Source organism: Curtobacterium sp. 9128 (genome assembly GCF_007673775.1).
Taxonomy (GTDB): Bacteria; Actinomycetota; Actinomycetes; order Actinomycetales; family Microbacteriaceae; genus Curtobacterium.
Genome location: NZ_VEAF01000003.1, coordinates 137,722 through 158,035 on the forward strand (window position 1 = coordinate 137,722; position 20,314 = coordinate 158,035).

Sequence of the window (20,314 nt, forward strand, 5' to 3'; positions counted from 1 at the left end):
CTGGACGGGCGCGGACATCGCGCGCGTCGAACACGAAGGAGTGCACGCATGACGGTCCGGATCATCCACGTCGGTCTCGGAGGGTGGGGCGGCAGCTGGGCACGCGAAGCGCTCCCCGCGGTGTCGGAGGTCGAGGTGGTCGGGATCGCCGACCCGAGTGCGCCGACGCTCGAGGCGGTGCGGGAGGACCTCGGCCTGCCGGCGTCGGCGGCGTTCGCGTCGCTGACCGATGCGCTCGCCGGCGTCGACGCCGACGCCGTGGTCGTCACCGCCCCCGCGGTCACCCACGTCCCGCTCGCGCTCGAGGCGCTCGAGGCCGGCAAGCACGTGCTCGTCGAGAAGCCCTTCGCCAACACGACCGCCGAGGCCGCCGAGGCCGTGCGCCGTGCCGAGGAGCTCGGGCTCGTGCTGCAGGTGAGCCAGAACTACCGCTGGTACCCGGCGCCCCGCGTGACGAAGGACCTGCTCGCCGCCGGCGCCGTCGGGGAGCTCTCCGCGATCAACGTCGACTTCCGCCAGTGGGACAACGACCGGGCGTTCGAGGACCACCCGCACTACCGGTTCCCGCACGCGATGATCAACGACATGGCGATCCACCACTTCGACCTGCTGCGGATGATCACGGGGCAGGAGGCCGTCCGGGTCTTCGCCCGTGCCACCTACCCGTCCTTCAGCAAGTACCAGGACGAGGCCGTGGCATCGATGCTCATCGAGCTGTCCGACGGCCTCGTCGTCAGCTACCGCGGCAGCTGGCTCAGCCGGGCCCCGCACACCGCGTGGGCGGGGGAGTGGAGCATCCAGGGCGAGGACGGCGAGCTCCGGTTCACCAGTCGCGCCGGCGAGCCGGGTGACGTCTCCGGCGACCTCGTCACCGTGCGGAAGGCCGGTGAGCAGGAGCCCACCTCGGTGGAGCTGCCGACCGCGGAGCACCACGACCGGCAGGGCGGGCTGCAGGCCTTCGCCCGGTCGGTGTCGGGCGGTCCCGCACCGGAGACGAGTGGGCGGGACAACCTCCGGAGCCTGGCGCTCATGGAGGCGGCGACCCGGTCGGCGGCGTCCGGACTGCCCGAGGACGTCGTCGTCCCCGACTGACCCACTCCGTCGGAGTCGCTCGCGCTGACGACGACCGCACCTGCGCCCGCGTGCGCACCTGTCGCCAGCGCGAGCGGTCGTCCGACGCGCGCGGAACCGCACCTGTCGTCAGCGCGAGCGGTCGTCCGACGCGCGCGGAACACCGCAACCGCGGGCCGTGCTCGGCGTCGAGCGTGTACGAACGACGTATGGCGAACGACAGTCTTCCTGAGCTCGAGCTCGCGAACGTCCGTACCCGAGAGCGCATCACCGACACCGTGGAGCTGATCCGACACAAGGTGGACGTGCCCGCACGCACCCGTCTCGCCATCGCGAAGACGCGGCAGCGGTGGCACCGTGACCCCACGCCGCTCGTCGCCCTCGCTGCCACCGCTGCCGCCGGGATCGCCGCGATCGTCGTGGGGGTCCGGATCCGCCACTCGCCGGCCGCCCGCATGGAGGCGCTCCGCACCCCGGCGCCCGTCCCGGTGTTCAAACCGGTGAAGCTCGGCAAGGACGGCACGGCGAAGGGCGTCCCGGTGTTCGCGCGCAAGGACGACAAGCACAACCCCGTGCTGCAGGACCGGCAGGCCGCCGAGAAGCGGCTGAAGAAGGCCCGGAAGCAGGCGAAGAAGGCCGGCGGGCAGGCTCGTCGCCGAGCGAAGCGGATCTGAGGATGGCACACGACAACGGCAAGCCGGCGGCGAACGACCCCCGCAAACCCGACAGCCCGATGGACCTGACGAAGCCGACGTTCGTCTACACGCTGAAGAAGACCCTGCGGGAGTTCTCCTCCGACCAGTGCACCGACCTCGCAGCGAGCCTGACGTACTACACGGTGCTCGCCCTCTTCCCCGGCCTGCTCGCGATCGTGTCGATCCTGGGGCTCATCGGGCAGGCGCAGTCCGTCGTGGACACCCTGCTCGGGATCATCCGGCAGGTCGGGTCCGAGCAGGTCGCATCGCTGCTCAAGGACCCCATCGAGGGGCTCGTGCGGTCGCCCGCCGCACCGATCACGTTCGTCGTCGGTGTCGTCGGTGCGATCTGGTCGGCGTCCGGGTACGTCGGCGCCTTCGGCCGCGCGATGAACCGCATCTACAACGTGCGCGAGGGACGCCCGATCTGGAAGCTCCGCCCGACCATGCTCGGCGTGACGCTGGCCACGGTGATCCTGCTGGTGATCGGGCTGCTCGCACTGGTCAGCGGTCCCCTCGCGCGGAGCTTCGGCGACGTCATCGGCCTCGGCGACGTCGCGGCCACCGTGCTGTCGATCGTGCAGTGGCCGATCCTGCTCGTCATCGCGATCGTCGTCGTGGCGGTGCTGTACTACTTCGCGCCGAACGTGAAGCAGCCGAAGTTCCGGTGGGTGAGCGGCGGGTCGATCCTCGCGATCGCGATCCTCGTCGTCGCCAGCGTCGGCTTCGGGTTCTACGTCGGGAACTTCTCGAACTACAACGCCACGTACGGCTCGCTCGGCGGGGTCATCGTGTTCCTGCTCTGGGTGTGGATCACGAACAACGCCCTGCTCTTCGGTGCCGAGTTCGACGCCGAGCTCGAGCGCGGGCGGGAACTGCAGGCCGGCATCCGCGCGGAGGAGGACATCCAGCTCCCCGAGCGGGACACCCGCCAGATCGAGAAGCAGGACGAGAAGCGCGCACAGGACGTCCTCGACGGCATCCGCATCCGCGAGAACGCGGACCGCGACTGAGCAACCGGGACCGGACGGGAGGCTCGGCGCGGCGTCCGTAGGCTGGCCTGCGTGACGACACATCAGCCTCCCGTCCGTCCGGTCGCCCTGGTGACCGGAGCCACCCGCGGCATCGGCCGCGCGATCGCGGCCGACCTCGGCCGCACGCACCACGTGCTCGTCGGCGGGCGGTCCGCTGACGCCGTCGCGGCGGTCGTCGCATCGCTCCCCAGCGCCGCGCCGTCCGTCGGCGATCTCGGCGCGGGCGAGGTCCCCGCGCTCCCCGAGCGGCTCGACGTCCTCGTGCACTCCGCCGGCGTCGAGCAGGGCACCCGGATCGGCGACACACCGCGCTCCACGTGGGAGACGGTCTTCGCCACGAACGTCTTCGCCGTCGCCGAGCTCACCCGCCTCGCGCTGCCGGCGCTCCGGGCGTCACGGGGCATCGTCGTGACGATCAACTCCGGCTCGGGCTTCGTGTCGGGCCCGGGCGGTGGGGTCTACGGCGCGTCGAAGTTCGCCCTGCGCGCGTTCACCGACGCCCTGCGCGAGGAGGAACGTCCGAACGGCGTGCGGGTGTCGAGCGTGCACCCCGGTCGGACGGACTCGGACATGCAGCGGGCGCTGACGGAGAAGCTCGGCGAGACCTACGACACCGAGTACTTCCTCGCCCCGGAGGACGTCGCGGATGCGGTGCGGACCGTCGTCGACCTGCCGGAGCGGGGCACGGTCGAGATGCTCTCGATCCGGCCGACCCGGAAGCGCTAGGGGAGCTGCAGCCGTTCGTCCAGGCCCAGCCGGTCGAGGAACGTCTCGTCATGGCTGACCACCACGACGGCCCCGCGGTAGGCCCCGAGCGCGTCGACGAGCTGGTCGACGCTCGTCATGTCGAGGTCGTTCGTCGGCTCGTCGAGCACGAGCAGCTGTGGCGGCGGGTCGGCGAGCACGAGGCCGGCCAGCGCGACGCGGAAGCGCTCGCCGCCGGACAGCGTGCCGGCAGCCCGGTCGACCGTGTCCCCACGCACCAGGAAGCGCGCGAGACGGTTCCGGAGCACGGCATCGGCGACGTGGGGTGCACCGCGACGGACGTTCTCGATGACGCTCGCTCCGTCGTCGAGACCGTCCTTCCGCTGCGGCAGGTACCCGATGTGCTCCACGTGCGCCTCGACCCGGGTCCCCGGCAGCGGGTGTTCCCGCGCCGTCGGGAGCCCGACGAGCTGGTCGAGCAGCGTCGTCTTGCCGACGCCGTTGTCCCCGGCCACCGCGACCCGCTCCGGCCCCTGCACGACCGTCTTCCGCCCGTGGACCGTGATCGTCGCGATCCGCCGTGACGCCGGCACGCCCGGGTCGGGGAGCTCGACGTGGAGGGACTCGTCGACCCGGAGCCGGGACTGCGCCTCGCGTTTCGCCGCCAGGGCCGCGGCCTCGTCGTCCGCGACGCCCACCCGCATCCTGCCGGCGGTCGCCTCGGCACGCTTCCGCATCTCGTTCGCGAACATCTTCGGCATCGACCGACCGGCCTGCGCGCCAGCCTTCGCCCGCCGTGCGATCGTCGTCTCCGCCTCGATGCGCTGCCGCTTCTCGGTGCGGTGCCGCTGCTCGGCCACCCGGACCTCGCGCTCGACCGCGGCCTGCTGGACGGCGAGGTGCTCCTCGAACGCGCTGAACGTCCCGCCGAACACGGTCATCGACCCGGCGCGGAGCTCGGCGACCTCGTCCACGTGTTCCAGGAGTTCCCGGTCGTGGCTGACGACGACGAGCGTGCCGTGCCAGGCGTCGACCATGTCGAGCAGCATCGTGCGCGCTCGTCGGTCGAGGTTGTTCGTCGGCTCGTCGAGGACCGCGATCGGCGACCGTCGCAGTCGGATGCCCGCGACGGCGGTCAGGACCGCCTGACCGCCGGACAGCGTCGCGACAGGCCGGTCCACGTCGATGCCGATCGGGTCGAGCACGGCCGCCGCCCGCTCCTCGACGTCCCAACCGTCGCCGATGACGTCGAAGTGCTCGGGTGCCGCGTCGCCGCCGAGCACGGCGCGCAGCGCGCGGAGCTGGTCGCCGACCCCGAGCAGGTCGGCGACGGTGTCGTCCCGACCGGTCTGCAACCGCTGGGGGAGGAGGTCGACGGGACCCGACGTCGTGACGGTGCCCGACGTGGGCTGGAGCCGACCGGTGACGAGCCGGACCAGTGTGGACTTGCCGGCCCCGTTCCTCCCGACCAGGCCGGTGCGGCCCGGTCCGAAGGCGCCGGAGAGGTGGTCGACGACGGTGCCGCCGTCTGGCCAGGTGAAGGTGAGGTCGTGCAGGACGACCGAGGGGTTCGCGGGCATGGGGGTGCCTCCGGATGTCGTTGCGGGCGCACGACACCGTCGGCCGCGAGGGCGGCGGTCACCCGACGGAGTCGGGCGCGATCACGGTGTCAGCGCAGGGGCAGCTGCTGCGAGGACGCAGTACCGGTGATCACGCGCAAGGCGACTTCTTCCGTCGGTTCACCCCCGTTTCCGTGACCCGAGCCGGCGGTCGGTCTCCCGCCCCGCTGCTCCGCGGTCACGACGGAGTGCCCTCCACGGTAAGCCCGTTCCCGGACGGCCGCAAGGGATGACAGGGTGGAGGCATGCCCGAGAACCTGCTGCCGACCCCGTCGAGCAACCCCGAGACCCTGCTCCCCGCCGAACCCGAGGTGACCGCGGCGCTCGCCGCGGACGCCCCCGTCGCCAGCGTGGTGGTGTCGCACCCGTCGTCGAGCCTGGCGTGGGCGCTCCTCGCCGACGAAGCGTGGGAGCGCGGCGCGACGCTGGAGTCCTACGCGTACGCCCGCGTCGGGTACCACCGCGGACTCGACGCGCTCCGCAAGGCCGGGTGGCGTGGTGCCGGTGCCGTCCCGTGGTCGCACGAGCCGAACCGTGGCGTGCTGCGGGCGCTGTTCGCCCTGCGTCGTGCCGCGATCGCGATCGAGGAGCCCGGCGAGCCCGAGCGTCTCACCGAGTTCCTCGACGGCGCCGACCCCGCGGTGATCCCGGCGCTGTCGGCGTAGCGGGAGCGCGAGCGCCCTCCGTCCATCGCACCCCGCTACGGACATCGCACCCCGGCAGGACGGGGTGCGATGTCCGTAGCGGGGTGCGAACCCGCCGGCGCGACCCGCGCCCGCCCCGCGCCCGCCCGGTGCCCGCGCCCGGCCCGCGTCTACCCCAGCAGCACGCTCCACGCGGTCGTCGCCGGCCAGAGCTGGTGCTCCGGCAGCACGTCGAGCCCGCACGCGCGGCTCCCGAGTCCGTGCTGCGCCGCGTCGAGGTACAGGTACAGCGCGTCCGGCGTGGGCAGCTCGTGCGGGTGCTGCGCCCGGCCGACCTGCTGCGCCGTCCAGGGCGTCAGCGTGAAGCCGGTCCGCCGCGGTCCGACCGACGACACCGTGAAGGGGCCGACCCGCAGCGTGCGGAGGTCCGGCCGGTGCCCGGTCTCCTGCGGCATCGAGTAGTCCACCGTCAGCAGGGACACCGGGGACCCGAACACGCCGACGTGCGCCGCGTGCGAGGAGTCCGGGTACGACTCGAGCGGCCCGGTCCCGAACCACTCCGCCGACTCCGCGACGAGCGAGGCCGGCAGGTCGATGCGCACCCCGATGCGCGGCCAGGTGATGCCCCACGTGCCGTACGGCACCGCCTCGGTGGCGAGCAGCAGTCCGTCGTCGGTCAGCGTCCACCGGTGGGTGACGTCGACGCCGGCACCACTGGCCGCCGCGGCGACCCGCACCCGCTGCACGAGCCCGTGCTCGGTCCTGGACACCGACACCAGCCGGTGGGTCAGCCGGTCGAGGCCGTGCTGCAGCCACTTCGTCGCCGACGCCGGCGCGTCGGGGTCGCCGACGCCGTGGGTCAGCACCGGGTCGGCCGTCTCGTAGCCGCCCTGCGACGCGAGGCGGTCGTTGTCCGTCGGCGCACGCCAGAGTTCGAGCCGGGGACCCGCCACGGCGTGCCCCTTCCAGCTGGACAGGTCGCCCCGCGCCGTGAACGTCGCCTCGCCGAGCCGGTCGCCGTCCCAGCCCTGCCGGGAGGCCCGTGGGGCCTCCGCCTCGCGGGCCGCGACGAGCGTCTGGGCGCGGGCGACGACGTGGCCGGTGTCCGCCCACGCGGTCGGTCCCGCGAGTTCGGCGACGACGTCGAACCACAGCTCCTCGCCCGGAGCGACCGGACCGGTCGCCGCGTCGAGCACCTCGGGCGGGACGGGCACGGTCGCGGAGGCACGGGCGGCGACGACGCCGGGTGCCAGGCGGCCGGTGGCCTCGACGACGCCGTTGCGGGCCAGCGTCCACCGGAACCGCAGTCCCGCGGTGGACGCCGAGTGGTACCGGTTCTCGATCAGCACGGTCGTCCCACCGAACGACAGGCGCACCGGGGCGACGACCGCCGCGAACTCCGCGAGCCCCGGCGTCGGGGTGCCGTCGGGCAGGACGAGTCCGTCCATCACGAAGTTGCCGTCGTGCACGACCTCGTGGAAGTCCCCGCCGTACCCGAAGTACGGCGTGCCGTCGGGGGTGTGCGTCAGGAGCCCGTGGTCGCGCCACTCCCACACGAAGCCGCCGTGCAGCCGCGGGTACCGCTCGACGAGCGCCTCGTACTCGGCGATCTGCCCGGGGCCGTTGCCCATCGCGTGCACGTACTCGCAGTGCAGGAACGGCTTCGACCGCTGCCGCGCCGCCTCGGCGGGGCCGCACCCGAGGAGCGGCGTGGGTGTGCCACCGCCGATCGACTCGGTCTCCTGCAGCGTCGGGTACATCCGCGAGTACACGTCGGTGTACTCGCCGGCGTAGTCGCCCTCGTAGTGGACGGGCCGCTCCGGGTCGCGGGCGTGCACCCAGTTCGACATCGCGGCGAGGTTCCGCCCGGTGCCTGATTCGTTGCCGAGGGACCACAGCACGATCGAGGCGTGGTTCTTGTCCCGCTCGACGGTGCGCGCGATCCGGTCGAGGTAGGCGTCCTCCCACGCGGGGTCGTCGGACGGGTTGCCCTGCCAGTCGAGGAAGAAGAACCCGTGTGTCTCGAGGTCGCACTCCAGCACCACCCAGAACCCGAGCTCGTCGGCCAGGTCGAGCACGCGGGGGTGCGGCGGGTAGTGCGAGGTCCGGATGGCGTTCACGTTGTTCCGCTTCATGAGCGCCATGTCCGCACGGGCGTGCGCCTCGTCGAACACCCGGCCACGCTCGGGGTGCGTCTCGTGGCGGTTCACGCCGTGGAACACGACCCGTTCGCCGTTCACCAGGAACCGGTCGCCGACGATCTGCACCGTGCGGAAGCCGAGCCGGAGCGACACGGTCTCGCCGCCCTCGGTCCCGCCGGCAGCGGTGCCCGAGGTCACCGTCGCGTCGTACAGCCGCGGCAGCTCGGCACTCCACGGCTCGACGCCCTCGACGGCGATCGGGGCGACGTCCTCGGGTGACTGCCACACCACGGACACGCCGAGGTCCGGCACGGCGAACCGCACGGGGAACACCGCGTCGAGCGTCGGGAACGTGATGGTGCCGGTGCCCGTCGAGGTCCGTGTCGGGTCGGCGTCGCCGGGCGCCGGAGACCACCCCGCGCGCACGAACACGTCGTTGACGGGTGCGGTCGGTCGGGCGAGCAGCGTGACGTCACGGAAGATCCCGGGGAGCCACCACTGGTCCTGGTCCTCGAGGTACGAGGCGGCCGACCACTGGTGCACGCGCACGCGGAGCTCGTTCGACCCCGGGCGGAGCAGCTCCGTCACGTCGAACTCGGTCGCCAGCCGCGACCCGGTGCTCCACCCCACCAGGTCCCCGTTGAGCCAGACCCGGAAGTGCGACTCGACGCCGTCGAACCGGAGCAGCACCCGGGCCGCGTCGCCGAAGGACGCCGGCACCGCGAACGTCCGCCGGTGGTCGCCGGTCGGGTTCGCCTCCGGCGGGTGCGGCGGCTCGACCGGGAACGGGTACTGCACGTTCGTGTAGATCGGGGCACCGTGTCCGTGCAGGACCCAGTGCGACGGGACCGGCAGCGTTCCCCACCCGTCCTCGTCCTCGAACGGGGCCGCGTCCGCGACCGGGGACCACCGGAAGTCCCACGACCCGTTCAGGGACAGAGCGGGAGCGTCGGTGTGCAGCCATGCCCGCGGTGCCAGACGGGACGCCGAGCCGGGGGCCGTCGAGGCCAGGTCTGGGATGGTCAACCGGGATCGGTCCTTCCGTCGGCCCCGGCGCCGTCGCACGGGGTGCGAGACAAGCCAACCACGGCGGGACGACGCACGCGACGTGGGACGCCCTGGGCGTTCGCTGAAGGAGTCTGGTCATCGTGGGCCGTCAGGGTGGAGTGTGGTCGGAACGTGAGAGCGCAGGAGCTCCTCGAGCTCCTGCTTCCGTCCGACCGAAGGAGCTGCCATGACGTCGACCAACGTCACGAACGAACTGCACCGGACCCTGGGCCAGCGACTGGAGGGCGGCGGCACGTGGGCCTGGGCCTACGTGGACGCCTCCGGCAACGTCGAGGACCCGAGACGCCAGGCCGCGCTGAAGCTCCGCGGGGTCGAGGACGCACTCCGCGCACAGGGCTCCGACCTCGCCGCCGTCGACGTCATCGCCGGGGAACTCGAGGACAGCCCCGGTGTCCCCGCTCCGGTGGCCCGGTACGTGCTCGTGCACGACGGCGAGCTCGTCCTCAGTGAGGTGCTGCCCGGCCCCATGCACGCCGCCGAGTCGATCGGCGTCGGCGCCGTGCCCGACCTCGTGCCGCTCGTGGCGCACCGCCCCGTCCACCTGCCGTTCCTCGTCGTCCAGGTCGGCAAGGACGGCGGCGGCTACCGCGCCTTCACGCTCGGGCACCCCGCCACCGCCGACGACGAGGAACGCATCTCGGGGGAGACGTTCGACCAGCACAAGGTCAAGGGCGGCTTCGGCGACTGGAAGCAGCCGCGCTGGCAGGGCCGCACCGAGGAAGTGTGGCGCCAGAACACCGCCGAGGTCGCGGCCGCCGTCGACCGGGCCGTCGTCCGGCTGAGCCCGGCGCTCATCGTCGTCGCCGGCGACCTGCAGGCCCGGCCGATGCTCGTCGAACGCCTGTCCGCCGAGGCCAGGAAGATCGTCAGCGAGGTCCCCGTCGGCGGATTCGACGAGGACGTCATCGGCGACCACGTCCGTGTCGGTCTCGCCCGGGTCATCGCGAAGCACCGGCACGACCTCGAGGACGCGCTCCGCACCCACGTCGGCCGCGGTGACAACCAGGCCGTGACCGGCCTCGGTCCCGTGGTCGAGGCACTCCAGCAGGCGCAGGGCGCGACGGTCGCGCTCGACGCCGTCGCCGTGGGGGACCGCACGCTGCTCGCCCTCGCCGAGGCGCCGTGGGTCGCGACCGCGCCGGAGCAGGCCGCCGGGGTCCCGGTGATCGGGCCCGTGCCCGCCGTCTGCGCGCTGGTGCGCGCGGCGGTCCTCACCGACGCGGAACTCGTGCTCGTCAACGCGGCCTCGCTGCCCGGCGGCGCCGCCGCCGCGGCGCTGCTCCGCTGGCCGGTGGGACCGACCGTCCCGGCCTGATCGGTACTGGATGGCGGACGCCAGGCGCGGTGCCGACGGGTGCCGCGCCTCCCGTCCGGGGTCGGTGCGCGCCACCAGCGTCAGTCGTGCGACCGGTCCGCTCGTGGTATCAGCGGGAGCGCCGCGAGCGGCAGGACCGCAACGATCCCGAACGCGGCGGCGAAGCCGAGCGCACCCACGAGCGCGCCGATCCCCGGTCCGACGGCGCTCGCCGCGATGAACTGCCCGGTGTTCTGCGCCCCGAGGGCACGGCCGGACCAGAACGGACCGGCAGCCTCGGCGACGGACGTGTACGCCAGACCGTTGTCGGCGACCGTGACGCTCGTCGCGACGACGAGGAAGACTGCGGCGGCGGCGAGGTGCGTCGCGTCGACGAGTGCGAGGACCCCCATCACGGCGGCGGCGCTCACCGCGACGACCCGCAGGGGGCCGACCCGGGATCGGGCACGGTCGCTCCACAGACCGACGAGGATGCGGCCGACGGCCCCGACGAACTGCGACGCCCCGACGAGGAGTCCCGCGGCCGGCGTCGACCAGCCGAGTCCGACGAGCCACACCAGGCCGTACGTCGACAGCGTGAACTGCGGCACCACGAGCAGGACCGACACCGCGTGGACGCGCCAGAGGAACCCGTCCGTCCGGTAGGGGTTGTCGGTCACCGTCGTCGGGACGGCCGACCGTGCCGGACGCGGCGGGTCGACGATGCCGACCGCGCAGAGCACGGCGAGCACCGCGCACAGCACGATCGGCGCCACGAGCGAGGCCCGGATCCCGTGGGCCTCGGCGAGCTGCGGCACCGTGACCGCGGCGAGCGTCACGCCGAGCGGTTGTGACATCTGCCGGATGCCCATCGCGAGGCCGCGGCGCTCCTTCGGGAACCAGCCGACGACCACCCGCCCGCTGGCCGCGTTCGTCGACGCGCTGGTCATCCCGCCGAGGAGGAACGCGAGGCCGAGCAGCACCGGGTCCCCGGCCGCGGCCCAGGCGCCGACGACCGCCAGCGTCGTGAGGACCAGGCCGCCGGCGATCACGACCCGCTCCCCGACCCGGTCGGTGACCGCTCCCCAGGCGATGAGCGTCAGGACCATGCCGAACGTCGGTGCCGCCGCGAGGACCCCGGCCAGTGCCAGCGGCGTGCCCTGCGCGTGCAGGTACGGGATGAGCAGCGCCGGGGCCGAGACCACGAGCGTCCCCGCCGCCTGCGCGGCGACGCCGAGCGCGAGCATCGTCCAGGCGCGGGCGCTGATCGGCGTCGGGGTCCGGCGGGCTGCGGTGGTCGTCACGGGAGTCGTCCCTCCGGGGTCGTTCCGGTGCGGAACCGATTGGTACACCAAGACGGTATACCAACTCGGAGGGACCGCCACTAGGCTGCTGTGCCGTGACCGAACCGATCGACGCCGCCCCCGTGTCGCAGACGGCCCAGCTCTACGACAACCTCCGCGGCGCGATCCTGACGCTCGACATCGCACCGGGGGAACGCATCTCGGAGCGCGGGCTCGAGGCGCGGTTCCACGCCTCCCGCACCCCGGTGCGGGCAGCGCTGTCGCGGCTCGAGCGGGAGGGGCTCATCCTGCACGAGGGGCGGTCGTGGACCGTGACCCCGATCGACCTCGACGAGATCGCCTCGCTCGCCGAGCTCCGTGGCGTGCTCGAGCCGGCAGCGGCGCGGCTCGCCGTCGCGCGGGCGTCCGAGGACCAGCTCGCCGAGGTCCGCGCGCACCTCGACGCCCTGCGCCCGACGCCCGACCAGCAGGCCGGGATCCGGATGGGGTCCACGTTCCACCTCGACCTGGCCTCGCTCGGCGGCAACCGGTTCATCACCGACGCGATCGCCGACGCACTCACCCGGCTCGAGCGGACCCGCTGGATCGAGGTCCGCACGCCGGAGGCCCGCGACGCCGCCTGGGCGGAGCACAGCGCGATCCTCGACGCCGTGCGCGCCGGGGACGCCGACCGGGCGGCCGACATGCTCGCGGCGCACGTCGCCGGCACGAACGACCGGCTGCTCGCGTGGATCGCGCAGGAGCGCCGGCGCCTGCGCGGTGCGGGGATGGCGATCGTCGGCGCGACCGAGCGCTGACACGGGCGGTGCCTAGGATGGTGCGCGGTCGGGGCGGGTCGCGTCGACACCACCGGACCGACGGGAGGCACGGGTTGCCGGAGCAACGCACCGCACCACCCACGGTCTACGACGTGGCCTCCGCGGCCGGCGTGTCCATCGCCACCGTCTCCCGTGTGCTCCGCACGCCGGACGCGGTCCGGGAGGGCACACGGGGTCGCGTTCAGGCCGCGATCCGCTCGCTCGGGTACGTGCCCTCCGGCACGGCGCGGGCGCTCGCGGGACGGCGGACCGGCGTGGTCGGGCTCCTCCTGCCCGGGTTCGACGTGGTGCCCGACGAGCGACCGGGGCTCGTCACGGACGGTGGTGTCCGGGTGGTCGACGACCGTCGGCACGTGACGCAGCCGTTCTCCTCGAACCTGTACTTCGACGAGGTGCTCCGCGGCGCCGAGACCGAGGCGTGGCAGCGCGGGCTGGCGCTCATGGTCGCCGCCGGGCGCGGACCCTCGCGGGACGTCATCGTGAACGACGTCGCCGGACGCGTCGACGGCCTGGCGGTCCTGGCGCAGACCGTGCCGGACGAACTGCTCGAGCACGTCGCCCGACGCGTGCCGGTGGTGGTGCTCGCCGCGGACCGCCGGGAGCACGGGTTCGACTCGGTCAGCGTGGACAACGCCGCCGGCATGCGTACGGTCGTGTCGCACGTGGTCGGGCGGCTCGGCATCCGGTCCCTCGCGTACCTCGCGGGGCCGGTGGACTCCCCGGACGACCAGGAGCGCGCGGCGGGCTTCGCGGCGGCGCTCGCGGACCACGGCCTCGAGGCGTCGTCGGTGCGGACCGTGCACGGCGACTTCGGACGGGTCCGGGCGCGGGAGCTCGTGGCGCCGCTGCTCGCCGACGGGGTACCGCGGGCGATCGTCTGCTCGAACGACCAGTCGGCCCTCGGGGTGCTCGACGGGCTCCTCGCCGCCGGGCTCCGCGTGCCCGAGGACGTCGTCGTCACGGGGTTCGACGGCATCGACGCGGGGCGCTTCTCGACCCCGCGGCTGACGACGGTGCACCAGCCGATGGGGGAGCTCGGGCGTGCGGCGGTCGCGGCGATCGTCGACCGGCTCGACGCACCGGAGGGGCCGCCCCGGTCGGTCCGCCTGCCGGTCGAGGTCCTGCTGCGCGAGAGCTGCCCCCCGGCGCTGTGAGCCGCGCGGGGGCGTGCCCGGCCCCGCGTGCCGGTCGAGGTTCCGCAATTGCGGCATCTCGACGCGCGGGACGGGTGTGTCGTGGAACCCCGGCGGACGTGAGCGGCGGGTTGTGGAACCGCGGGCGGGCGGCGCGGGCGTTCCGGCAGCCCGAGTGGTCGCGACACCCCGTCCGCTGATCGCCGAGGTGTCACAACTCGTCAGCAGCCGAGCGTCCGCCCGACCGTCCTCGGCCACTCGGCAGACCTGAGCGGGGAGTCGTGACCGGCGGGCGGCGGCGGGCGGCGGGCGGCGTCGGCTCGCGGGCTTGCGCGACGCGATGTAAGCGCATACATTGACCTCGTACCCACTCGACACGGAGGTCGACCGAGCAATGACGCTTCCCCCACAGCGCACGCCGGATGAGCGCACCCGCGATCAGCGCACCGGCACCCGGCGCATGCGCGTCCGGCAGACACCGGCTCCGCAGACACCGGCCCCGCAGACACCGGCGCGGCAGACACCGGCCCCCCGCCGACGCGGACGCCTGACGGCAGCCCTCGCCGGTCTCGCGGTCGTCGCCCTCGCGGCGACCGGCTGCAGCATCCAGGTCCGCTCGCAGCCGGACCCGAGCATCGGCAAGGACACGATGCTCATCAACGCGGACCACGGCAACCCGCTGTTCGACCGCAACTTCAACCCGTACATCGCGAACGCCCGCACCGCGTCGAAGTGGATGTACGAGCCGCTCATCGAGGTGAACCCCCTCGACGGCAAGCGCACCCCGTGGCTCGCGAGCTCGTGGACCCAGCCGGACGCGAAGACGATCGACATGACGATCCGCAGCGGTGTCGAGTGGTCCGACGGCACGCCCTTCAGCGCGAAGGACGTCGTGTTCACGTTCGAGCTGCTGAAGAAGTTCCCCGCGATGGACGTCAAGGGCGCCTGGCAGCACATCGCGAGCATCGAGCAGCACGGGCAGCACGTCGTCTTCCACCTGCAGTCCGACGACGTCCCGAGCCTGACGATCATCGGGCAGACCTACATCCTCGGCGAGCAGCACTGGGGCAAGGTCAAGGACCCGACCACGTGGCGTGACCCGGACCCCGTCGGCACCGGTCCGTTCGTCCTCGGCAACTACTCCGACCAGCAGTACTCGATGGACAAGAACCCGCGGTACTGGCAGGCGAAGAACATCGCCATCGAGCACCTCGTCCTCCCCGCGACGAACACGCAGCTCGACACGGTCACCCGCGGCTACGACTGGGCGTACTCGTTCATCTCCGACGTCAAGGGCACGTGGGGTGCCGCGTCGTCGACGAACACGTACTGGTTCCCGCCGGGCGGCGTCATCGGCCTCATCCCGAACCTCACGAAGGCGCCCTACAACGACGTCAACGTGCGACGGGGCATCTCCCTCGCGCTGAACCGGGACGACATCGCCGAGACCGCGACCGAGGGCAACCTCGCGGCGGCGGCACAGACCGGGCTGATCCTGCCGAACCAGGAGCAGTACGTGAACCAGCAGATCCCGGACAAGGGCGTCGTCACGCAGGACGTCGCCGCTGCGAAGGCGAGTCTCGCGAAGTCCGGCTACGTGGAGCAGGGCGGCAAGATCGTCAAGGACGGCAAACAGCTCGAGATCACGATCATGACCGCGAACGGCTACTCCGACTGGCTCCGCGCCGCGCAGGAGGTCCGCCGGAACCTGACGGCGATCGGCATCAAGGTGACGATCCAGGCCCCGCAGCCCGCCGGGTACCAGCAGAACATCAACAACGGCACGTTCGACATGGCGATGGGCGGCATGGGCAACGGCGACGTCTTCCAGGCGTTCAACTCCCTGCTCAGCACCGACTTCTACCAGCCCGTCGGCAAGTCGACGGTGAACAACTACGAGCGCTACCGGAACCCGGAGACCCAGGCCCTGCTCGACCAGTACAAGGCGACGACCGACACCGCGAAGCAGCAGGAGATCCTCGACCAGCTGCAGGAGGTCGTGTACGACGACCTGCCGGTGATCGGCATGTACTACGGCGGCCTCTGGGGGCTGTTCAACACCAGCAAGTTCGTCGGGTGGCCGAGCGCTGCAGACCCCTACATGGCCCCGCAGAACTACGACTCGGCTCCGCTGCTCATCTTCTCGAAGCTCCGGCTCCGCGACAGCGCCGCCGGCCAGCAGATCCTGCGGGAGCAGAAGCAGCAGGAACAGGAGGCAGGCAAGTGAAGTACATCCTGCAGAAACTCGTCCTCTTCGTCCTGACGCTGTGGGCCGCGGTCACGCTCAACTTCGTGCTCCCGCGCCTCATGCCCGGCAGCCCGACCGACGCCGCACTCGCGAAGCTCAGCCAGAACGGCCCGGTCACCGACGCCACGAAGAAGGCCATCGAGGCCCAGCTCGGCGTCCCGACCGGCAACCTCTGGGACCAGTACGTCAGCTACCTGCACCAGGTCGTGACGCTCGACTTCGGCGTCAGCTACACGTTCTACCCGCAGCCCGTCGGCGACCTGGTCGGCCGGGCCCTGCCCTACACGCTGGTCCTGGTCGGCGCGGTGACGATCCTGGCGTTCGTCATCGGTACCCTCATCGGCGTCGCCGCGGCCTGGAAGCGCGGGACCTGGCTGGACTCCCTCCCGACCCTGTCGGGGAGCTTCATGTCGACGTTCCCGTACTTCTGGACCGCGCTGCTGCTGCTGTTCTTCCTCGGCTACGTCCTGCACTGGTTCCCGACGACGGGCGCCTCGTCGGCGACATCCGTCCCGGGGTTCACCGGCGAGTACATCGGCGACGTCGTCCGACACGCGATCCTGCCGGCCCTGACGATCCTCGTGACGAGCCTCGGCGGCTGGATCATCGGCATGCGCAACGCGATGATCAACACGCTCGGCGACGACTACGTGACGTTCGCCGAGGCCAACGGCCTGCGCGGTCGCACGGTCGCCGTCCGCTACGCCGCCCGGAACGCGATCCTGCCGAACCTGACCGGCTTCGGCCTGGCCCTCGGCGGTGTGGTCGGCGGTTCGGTCCTGGTCGAGCAGGTGTTCGGCTACCCGGGCATCGGCTACCTGCTGTTCAACGCCGTCATCGGGCAGGACTACCCGCTCATGCAGGCACTCTTCCTGATGATCACCGTGTCGGTGCTCATCGCCAACTTCATCGTGGACGTCCTGTACGGCGTCCTGGACCCGAGGACGCGTCGATGACCAACACAAGCACGCCCAACGCCACCGTCGCGGTACGGACACAGGACCCAGACCAGCAGCAGGCCCCCTCCAAGCTGCGCTCAGCCGCCCGCCAGCTCGGCGTCGTCTGGGGCAACACCAAGGCCCGCATCGGGATCGTCATCCTGGCGGTCTTCGTCCTCGTGGCGGTCCTGGCCCCGCTCCTCGCCCCGTACGGCGCCAGCCAGAACGGGTTCGCCCGGTCCGCGGACGCGACCGCCGCCCACTGGATGGGCACCACGGCCGCAGGCGAGGACGTCCTCTCGCAACTCATCTACGGCGCGAGGATCTCGGTCTTCGTCGGGGCGGTCGCCGGCATCCTGTCGACGCTCGTCGCCGTGGCGATCGGCCTCAGCTGGGGCTACGTCCGCGGCTGGGTCGCCGAGGTCATCGGGTTCATCGTGAACCTGTTCCTCGTCATCCCCGGCCTGCCGCTCATGATCGTCATCGCCGCGTACCTGCAGAACGGCGGCATCGCGGTCATCATCGCGGTGATCGTCGTGACCGGCTGGGCATGGGGTGCCCGCGTGCTCCGCTCCCAGACGCAGTCGCTCCGCGGTCGCGACTTCGTCACGGCGGCCCAGTTCTCCGGCGAGGGTGCAACCCGCATCGTCTTCCGCGAGATCCTGCCGAACATGACGAGCCTCATCGTCGGCAGCTTCTTCGGCGCCGCGACGAGCGCGATCCTCGCCGAGGCCGGCCTGGAGTTCCTCGGGCTCGGCGACTCGTCCATCGTCAGCTGGGGCACGATCCTCTACTGGGCGCAGAACTCCAACGCGCTGCTCACCGGCCAGTGGATCCTGCTGTTCGCACCCGGCCTCTGCATCGCCCTCCTGGCGATGAGCCTCACCCTCATCAACTTCGGCGTCGACGCCGTGTCCAACCCGCGGCTGCGCGAGGGCGCGCGCCGCAAGAAGGAGGCAGCAGCATGAGCAGCCAGCCCACCACCGGCCTGGAGGCCCGTGACGGCGCCGCCCCGCGCCTCCCGTCCGACGGTCCCACCGGATCCGACGTCCTGCTCGACGTCCGCGATCTGTCGGTCGTCTACGAGTCCGCCGGACAGACCGCCGTCCAGGCGGTCGACCACGTGTCGTTCTCACTGCGGAAGGGCGAGTTCGTCGGCCTGGTCGGCGAGTCCGGCTCCGGCAAGTCGACGCTCGGCTACGCGCTGACGCGGCTGCAGAAGCCCCCGGCACGGACGAACGGCGGCAGCATCGTCTTCGCGGGGAAGGACATCCGTGACCTCGACGACGAGCAGCTCCGCCAGCAGCGGCAGGGCGGCTTCGCGATGGTGCTGCAGTCCGGCATGAACGCGCTCAACCCGGTCCGGACGATCCGCAACCACTTCATCGACGTCTTCAAGGCCCACGGCCACGTGCCGCGCGAGCGCTGGGACAGCCGGATGCGGGAGCTCGTCGGGAAGGTGAAGCTGCCGGAGTCGATGCTCGCCCGCTACCCCGGCGAGCTCTCCGGCGGCATGCGGCAGCGCGTGTCGATCGCGATCGCGCTCTCGCTCGAGCCCCAGCTCATGGTGTTCGACGAGCCGACCACGGCGCTCGACGTCCTCGTGCAGCACGCCGTGATGGACACGATCATCGAGCTGCAGCGATCCGAGGGCTTCACCGCGGTGCTCATCAGCCACGACCTCGGCATCGTGCTCGAGGCCACCGAACGTGTCCTCGTGATGCACGAGGGGCGGATCGTCGAGGACGGCGGCTCCCGCGAGGTCCTCCGCGACCCGCAGGACGAGTACACGAAGATGCTGCTCTCGCACTACGCCGACCCGCGCGCCGAGGTGGTCTCGCTGCCGGGCTTCCCCGACCGGTCGCAGCGCTCGGCCTCCCGGCAGGAGACGACCTCGTCGTTCGCCACCGTCGGTTCCCGCGAGCGTTCCGCCGCGGAGACCCCGATCGTCGTCGACCACCTCGTCAAGACGTACGCGCCGCCCCGCCGCGGTGAGGACCCGGTGCTGGCCGTCCGGGACGTGTCGTTCACCCTCGAACCAGGGCAGTCGCTCGCCCTCGTCGGCCAGTCCGGGTCGGGCAAGTCGACCATCGCGAAGATGCTGACCGGCGTCGAACAGCCGACCAGCGGCACCGTGCGCTTCGGCAGCACGGACGTGGCGAAGCTCGGTCGGCGCGGCCTGAAGGACCTGCGGTCCGAGGTGCAGATGGTCTTCCAGGACCCGTACGCCGCACTCAACCCGCTGCACACCGTGGAGTACACGCTCACGCGACCCGTGGTGAACTACACGGGACTCCGCGGCAAGGACGCCCGACGCCGCGTGCTCGAGCTGCTGGACACCGTGGGCCTGACGCCGGTGGAGCAGTTCGCGCAGAAGCTCCCGCACCAGCTCTCCGGCGGGCAGCGGCAGCGCGTGGTCATCGCCCGGGCGCTCGCGAGCGACCCGCAGGTGATCATCGCCGACGAGCCCGTGTCGATGCTCGACGTGACGCTCCGTGCCGGGGTGCTCGCGCTCCTCGAGGACCTGCGCGAGCAGTGGGGCGTCTCGCTGCTGTACATCACGCACGACCTGCTGAGCGCCCGACTCATCACCGACGACATCATGGTGCTGCACGACGGTGCCGTGGTGGAGCGGGGCCGCACCGCCGACGTGCTGCAGCACCCGCAGGACGACTACACGGTCGCGCTGCTGGACGCCGTGCCGAACCCCCGTCGCAGACTGAGCGCATGACGAACCTGCACGCGTTCCCCACCGTCCCGCCGTTCGGTCACCTGCCCACCCCCGATGGTGTCGACGTCGTCGGCATCGACCTGCCCGTCGGTCGGTTGACCGCCTACCGCGTCGTGCCGTCGGGGGAGTCGAAGGGCGTCGTGCTCGTCGTCCCCGGGTACACCGGCTCGAAGGAGGACTGGCGCACCTTCATGCCCCTGCTCCGTGACGCCGGCTGGACCGCGGTCGCGATCAGCCGCCGCGGCCAGGCCGACTCCGCAGCGCCGACCTCGCCGTCCGCCTACACCCTCGACGAGGAGGCCGCCGACGTCGTCCGCGTCGCCCGGCTGCTCGACGACGGTGCCCCGGTGCACCTGGTCGGGCACTCCCTCGGCGGCGTGATCGTCCGTGCCGCCGCGATCCAGGACCCGAGCGCGTTCCGCGACGTCGTGCAGTTCTGCTCTGGCCCGTACGGCTGGCCGTACCGCAAGGTGACGGAGCTGACGATCCTGCACGACACCGACGGGAACCTCCGACAGCTGTTCGACTCGACGAACCCGCTCTGGGCCGGTCGTCCGGACGCCGAACTCCCCGACGACGTGCGCATGGTCCGGGAGCGCTTCGACGCGACGAGCCCGCTGAGCGTCGTCGCGGGGGGACACGTCCTCGAGGACCACACCGACTCCTCCGCCGAGCTCCGCGCCACCGGGCTCCCCGTCCTCGTCACGCACGGGGAGTGGGACGGCGCCTGGCCGATCCCGTGGCAGCGCCAGATGGCTTCGGACACCGGTGCGGAGTACGTCGTCATCCCGGAGAGCTGGCACGGCCCCCAGGTCGAGAACCCCCAGGGAACGGTCGAGGTCTTCGACCGGTTCCTCTCCGCTCACTGAAA

General features: G+C 72.2%; 16 protein-coding genes. 13 read left to right on the forward strand and 3 right to left on the reverse strand.

What is annotated here, in order from left to right; translation table 11 throughout:
- The first annotated feature begins 48 nt into the window (after window positions 1-48).
- The 4 genes from FS641_RS06960 to FS641_RS06975 all read left to right on the forward strand — a co-directional run bounded on the left by FS641_RS06960 (window position 49) and on the right by FS641_RS06975 (window position 3,526).
- Complete coding sequence (locus tag FS641_RS06960) at window positions 49-1,092, forward strand: Gfo/Idh/MocA family protein (protein WP_144761943.1); 1,044 nt, start codon at window positions 49-51, stop codon at window positions 1,090-1,092.
- 188 nt (window positions 1,093-1,280) lie between these two features.
- Window positions 1,281-1,745 carry a hypothetical protein gene (locus FS641_RS06965; protein WP_144761946.1) on the forward strand — a complete coding sequence of 155 codons (465 nt, stop codon included), beginning with the start codon at window positions 1,281-1,283 and terminating at the stop codon, window positions 1,743-1,745.
- A 2-nt stretch (window positions 1,746-1,747) separates the two neighbouring features.
- The gene (locus FS641_RS06970) at window positions 1,748-2,779 is read left to right on the forward strand and encodes a YihY/virulence factor BrkB family protein (protein WP_144761948.1); all 1,032 of its coding nucleotides are present in this window, start codon (window positions 1,748-1,750) and stop codon (window positions 2,777-2,779) included.
- A 51-nt stretch (window positions 2,780-2,830) separates the two neighbouring features.
- Window positions 2,831-3,526, forward strand: a complete 696-nt coding sequence (locus FS641_RS06975) for an SDR family oxidoreductase (RefSeq protein WP_144761951.1) — start codon at window positions 2,831-2,833, stop codon at window positions 3,524-3,526.
- Here FS641_RS06975 and FS641_RS06980 read toward each other — a convergent pair.
- Entirely contained in the window at window positions 3,523-5,085 is a 1,563-nt protein-coding gene (locus FS641_RS06980) for an ABC-F family ATP-binding cassette domain-containing protein (protein ID WP_144761954.1), read from the reverse strand. The genes FS641_RS06975 and FS641_RS06980 overlap by 4 nt on opposite strands.
- A 284-nt stretch (window positions 5,086-5,369) precedes the next feature.
- On the opposite strand from FS641_RS06980, the gene FS641_RS06985 reads away from it, so the two are divergent.
- On the forward strand, window positions 5,370-5,789 hold the full coding sequence (locus FS641_RS06985) for a DUF3151 domain-containing protein (RefSeq protein WP_144761957.1): 420 nt from the start codon (window positions 5,370-5,372) through the stop codon (window positions 5,787-5,789).
- Window positions 5,790-5,938: 149 nt separating this feature from the next.
- Here the strand turns inward: FS641_RS06985 and FS641_RS06990 are convergent, their stop codons facing one another.
- Window positions 5,939-8,929, reverse strand: a complete 2,991-nt coding sequence (locus FS641_RS06990; RefSeq protein ID WP_395879254.1) for a glycoside hydrolase family 2 TIM barrel-domain containing protein — start codon at window positions 8,927-8,929, stop codon at window positions 5,939-5,941.
- A gap of 214 nt (window positions 8,930-9,143) precedes the next feature.
- Between FS641_RS06990 and FS641_RS06995 the strand changes: the two genes are divergently transcribed.
- Window positions 9,144-10,292, forward strand: a complete 1,149-nt coding sequence (locus FS641_RS06995) for a Vms1/Ankzf1 family peptidyl-tRNA hydrolase (RefSeq protein ID WP_144761963.1) — start codon at window positions 9,144-9,146, stop codon at window positions 10,290-10,292.
- Window positions 10,293-10,372: 80 nt separating this feature from the next.
- Here FS641_RS06995 and FS641_RS07000 read toward each other — a convergent pair whose 3' ends face one another.
- Window positions 10,373-11,518, reverse strand: a complete 1,146-nt coding sequence (locus tag FS641_RS07000; RefSeq protein WP_144762868.1) for an MFS transporter — start codon at window positions 11,516-11,518, stop codon at window positions 10,373-10,375.
- Window positions 11,519-11,670: 152 nt separating this feature from the next.
- Between FS641_RS07000 and FS641_RS07005 the strand changes: the two genes are divergently transcribed.
- The 7 genes from FS641_RS07005 (at window position 11,671) to FS641_RS07035 (ending at window position 20,312) form a co-directional block, all read left to right on the forward strand.
- Complete coding sequence (locus FS641_RS07005) at window positions 11,671-12,372, forward strand: GntR family transcriptional regulator (RefSeq protein WP_260855720.1); 702 nt, start codon at window positions 11,671-11,673, stop codon at window positions 12,370-12,372.
- Between the two features lie 113 nt (window positions 12,373-12,485).
- Window positions 12,486-13,547, forward strand: a complete 1,062-nt coding sequence (locus tag FS641_RS07010; protein WP_260855721.1) for a LacI family DNA-binding transcriptional regulator — start codon at window positions 12,486-12,488, stop codon at window positions 13,545-13,547.
- Window positions 13,548-13,920: 373 nt separating this feature from the next.
- On the forward strand, window positions 13,921-15,753 hold the full coding sequence (locus FS641_RS07015; protein WP_260855722.1) for an ABC transporter substrate-binding protein: 1,833 nt from the start codon (window positions 13,921-13,923) through the stop codon (window positions 15,751-15,753).
- A complete protein-coding gene (locus FS641_RS07020; RefSeq protein WP_144761968.1) occupies window positions 15,750-16,730 on the forward strand; it encodes an ABC transporter permease in 981 nt (326 codons plus the stop codon). Before FS641_RS07015 ends, FS641_RS07020 begins: the two co-directional genes overlap by 4 nt.
- Complete coding sequence (locus tag FS641_RS07025) at window positions 16,727-17,680, forward strand: ABC transporter permease (RefSeq protein ID WP_144761971.1); 954 nt, start codon at window positions 16,727-16,729, stop codon at window positions 17,678-17,680. Before FS641_RS07020 ends, FS641_RS07025 begins: the two co-directional genes overlap by 4 nt.
- On the forward strand, window positions 17,677-19,443 hold the full coding sequence (locus FS641_RS07030; protein WP_144761974.1) for an ABC transporter ATP-binding protein: 1,767 nt from the start codon (window positions 17,677-17,679) through the stop codon (window positions 19,441-19,443). Before FS641_RS07025 ends, FS641_RS07030 begins: the two co-directional genes overlap by 4 nt.
- Window positions 19,440-20,312, forward strand: a complete 873-nt coding sequence (locus FS641_RS07035; RefSeq protein ID WP_144761977.1) for an alpha/beta fold hydrolase — start codon at window positions 19,440-19,442, stop codon at window positions 20,310-20,312. Before FS641_RS07030 ends, FS641_RS07035 begins: the two co-directional genes overlap by 4 nt.
- Window positions 20,313-20,314 lie beyond the last annotated feature (2 nt).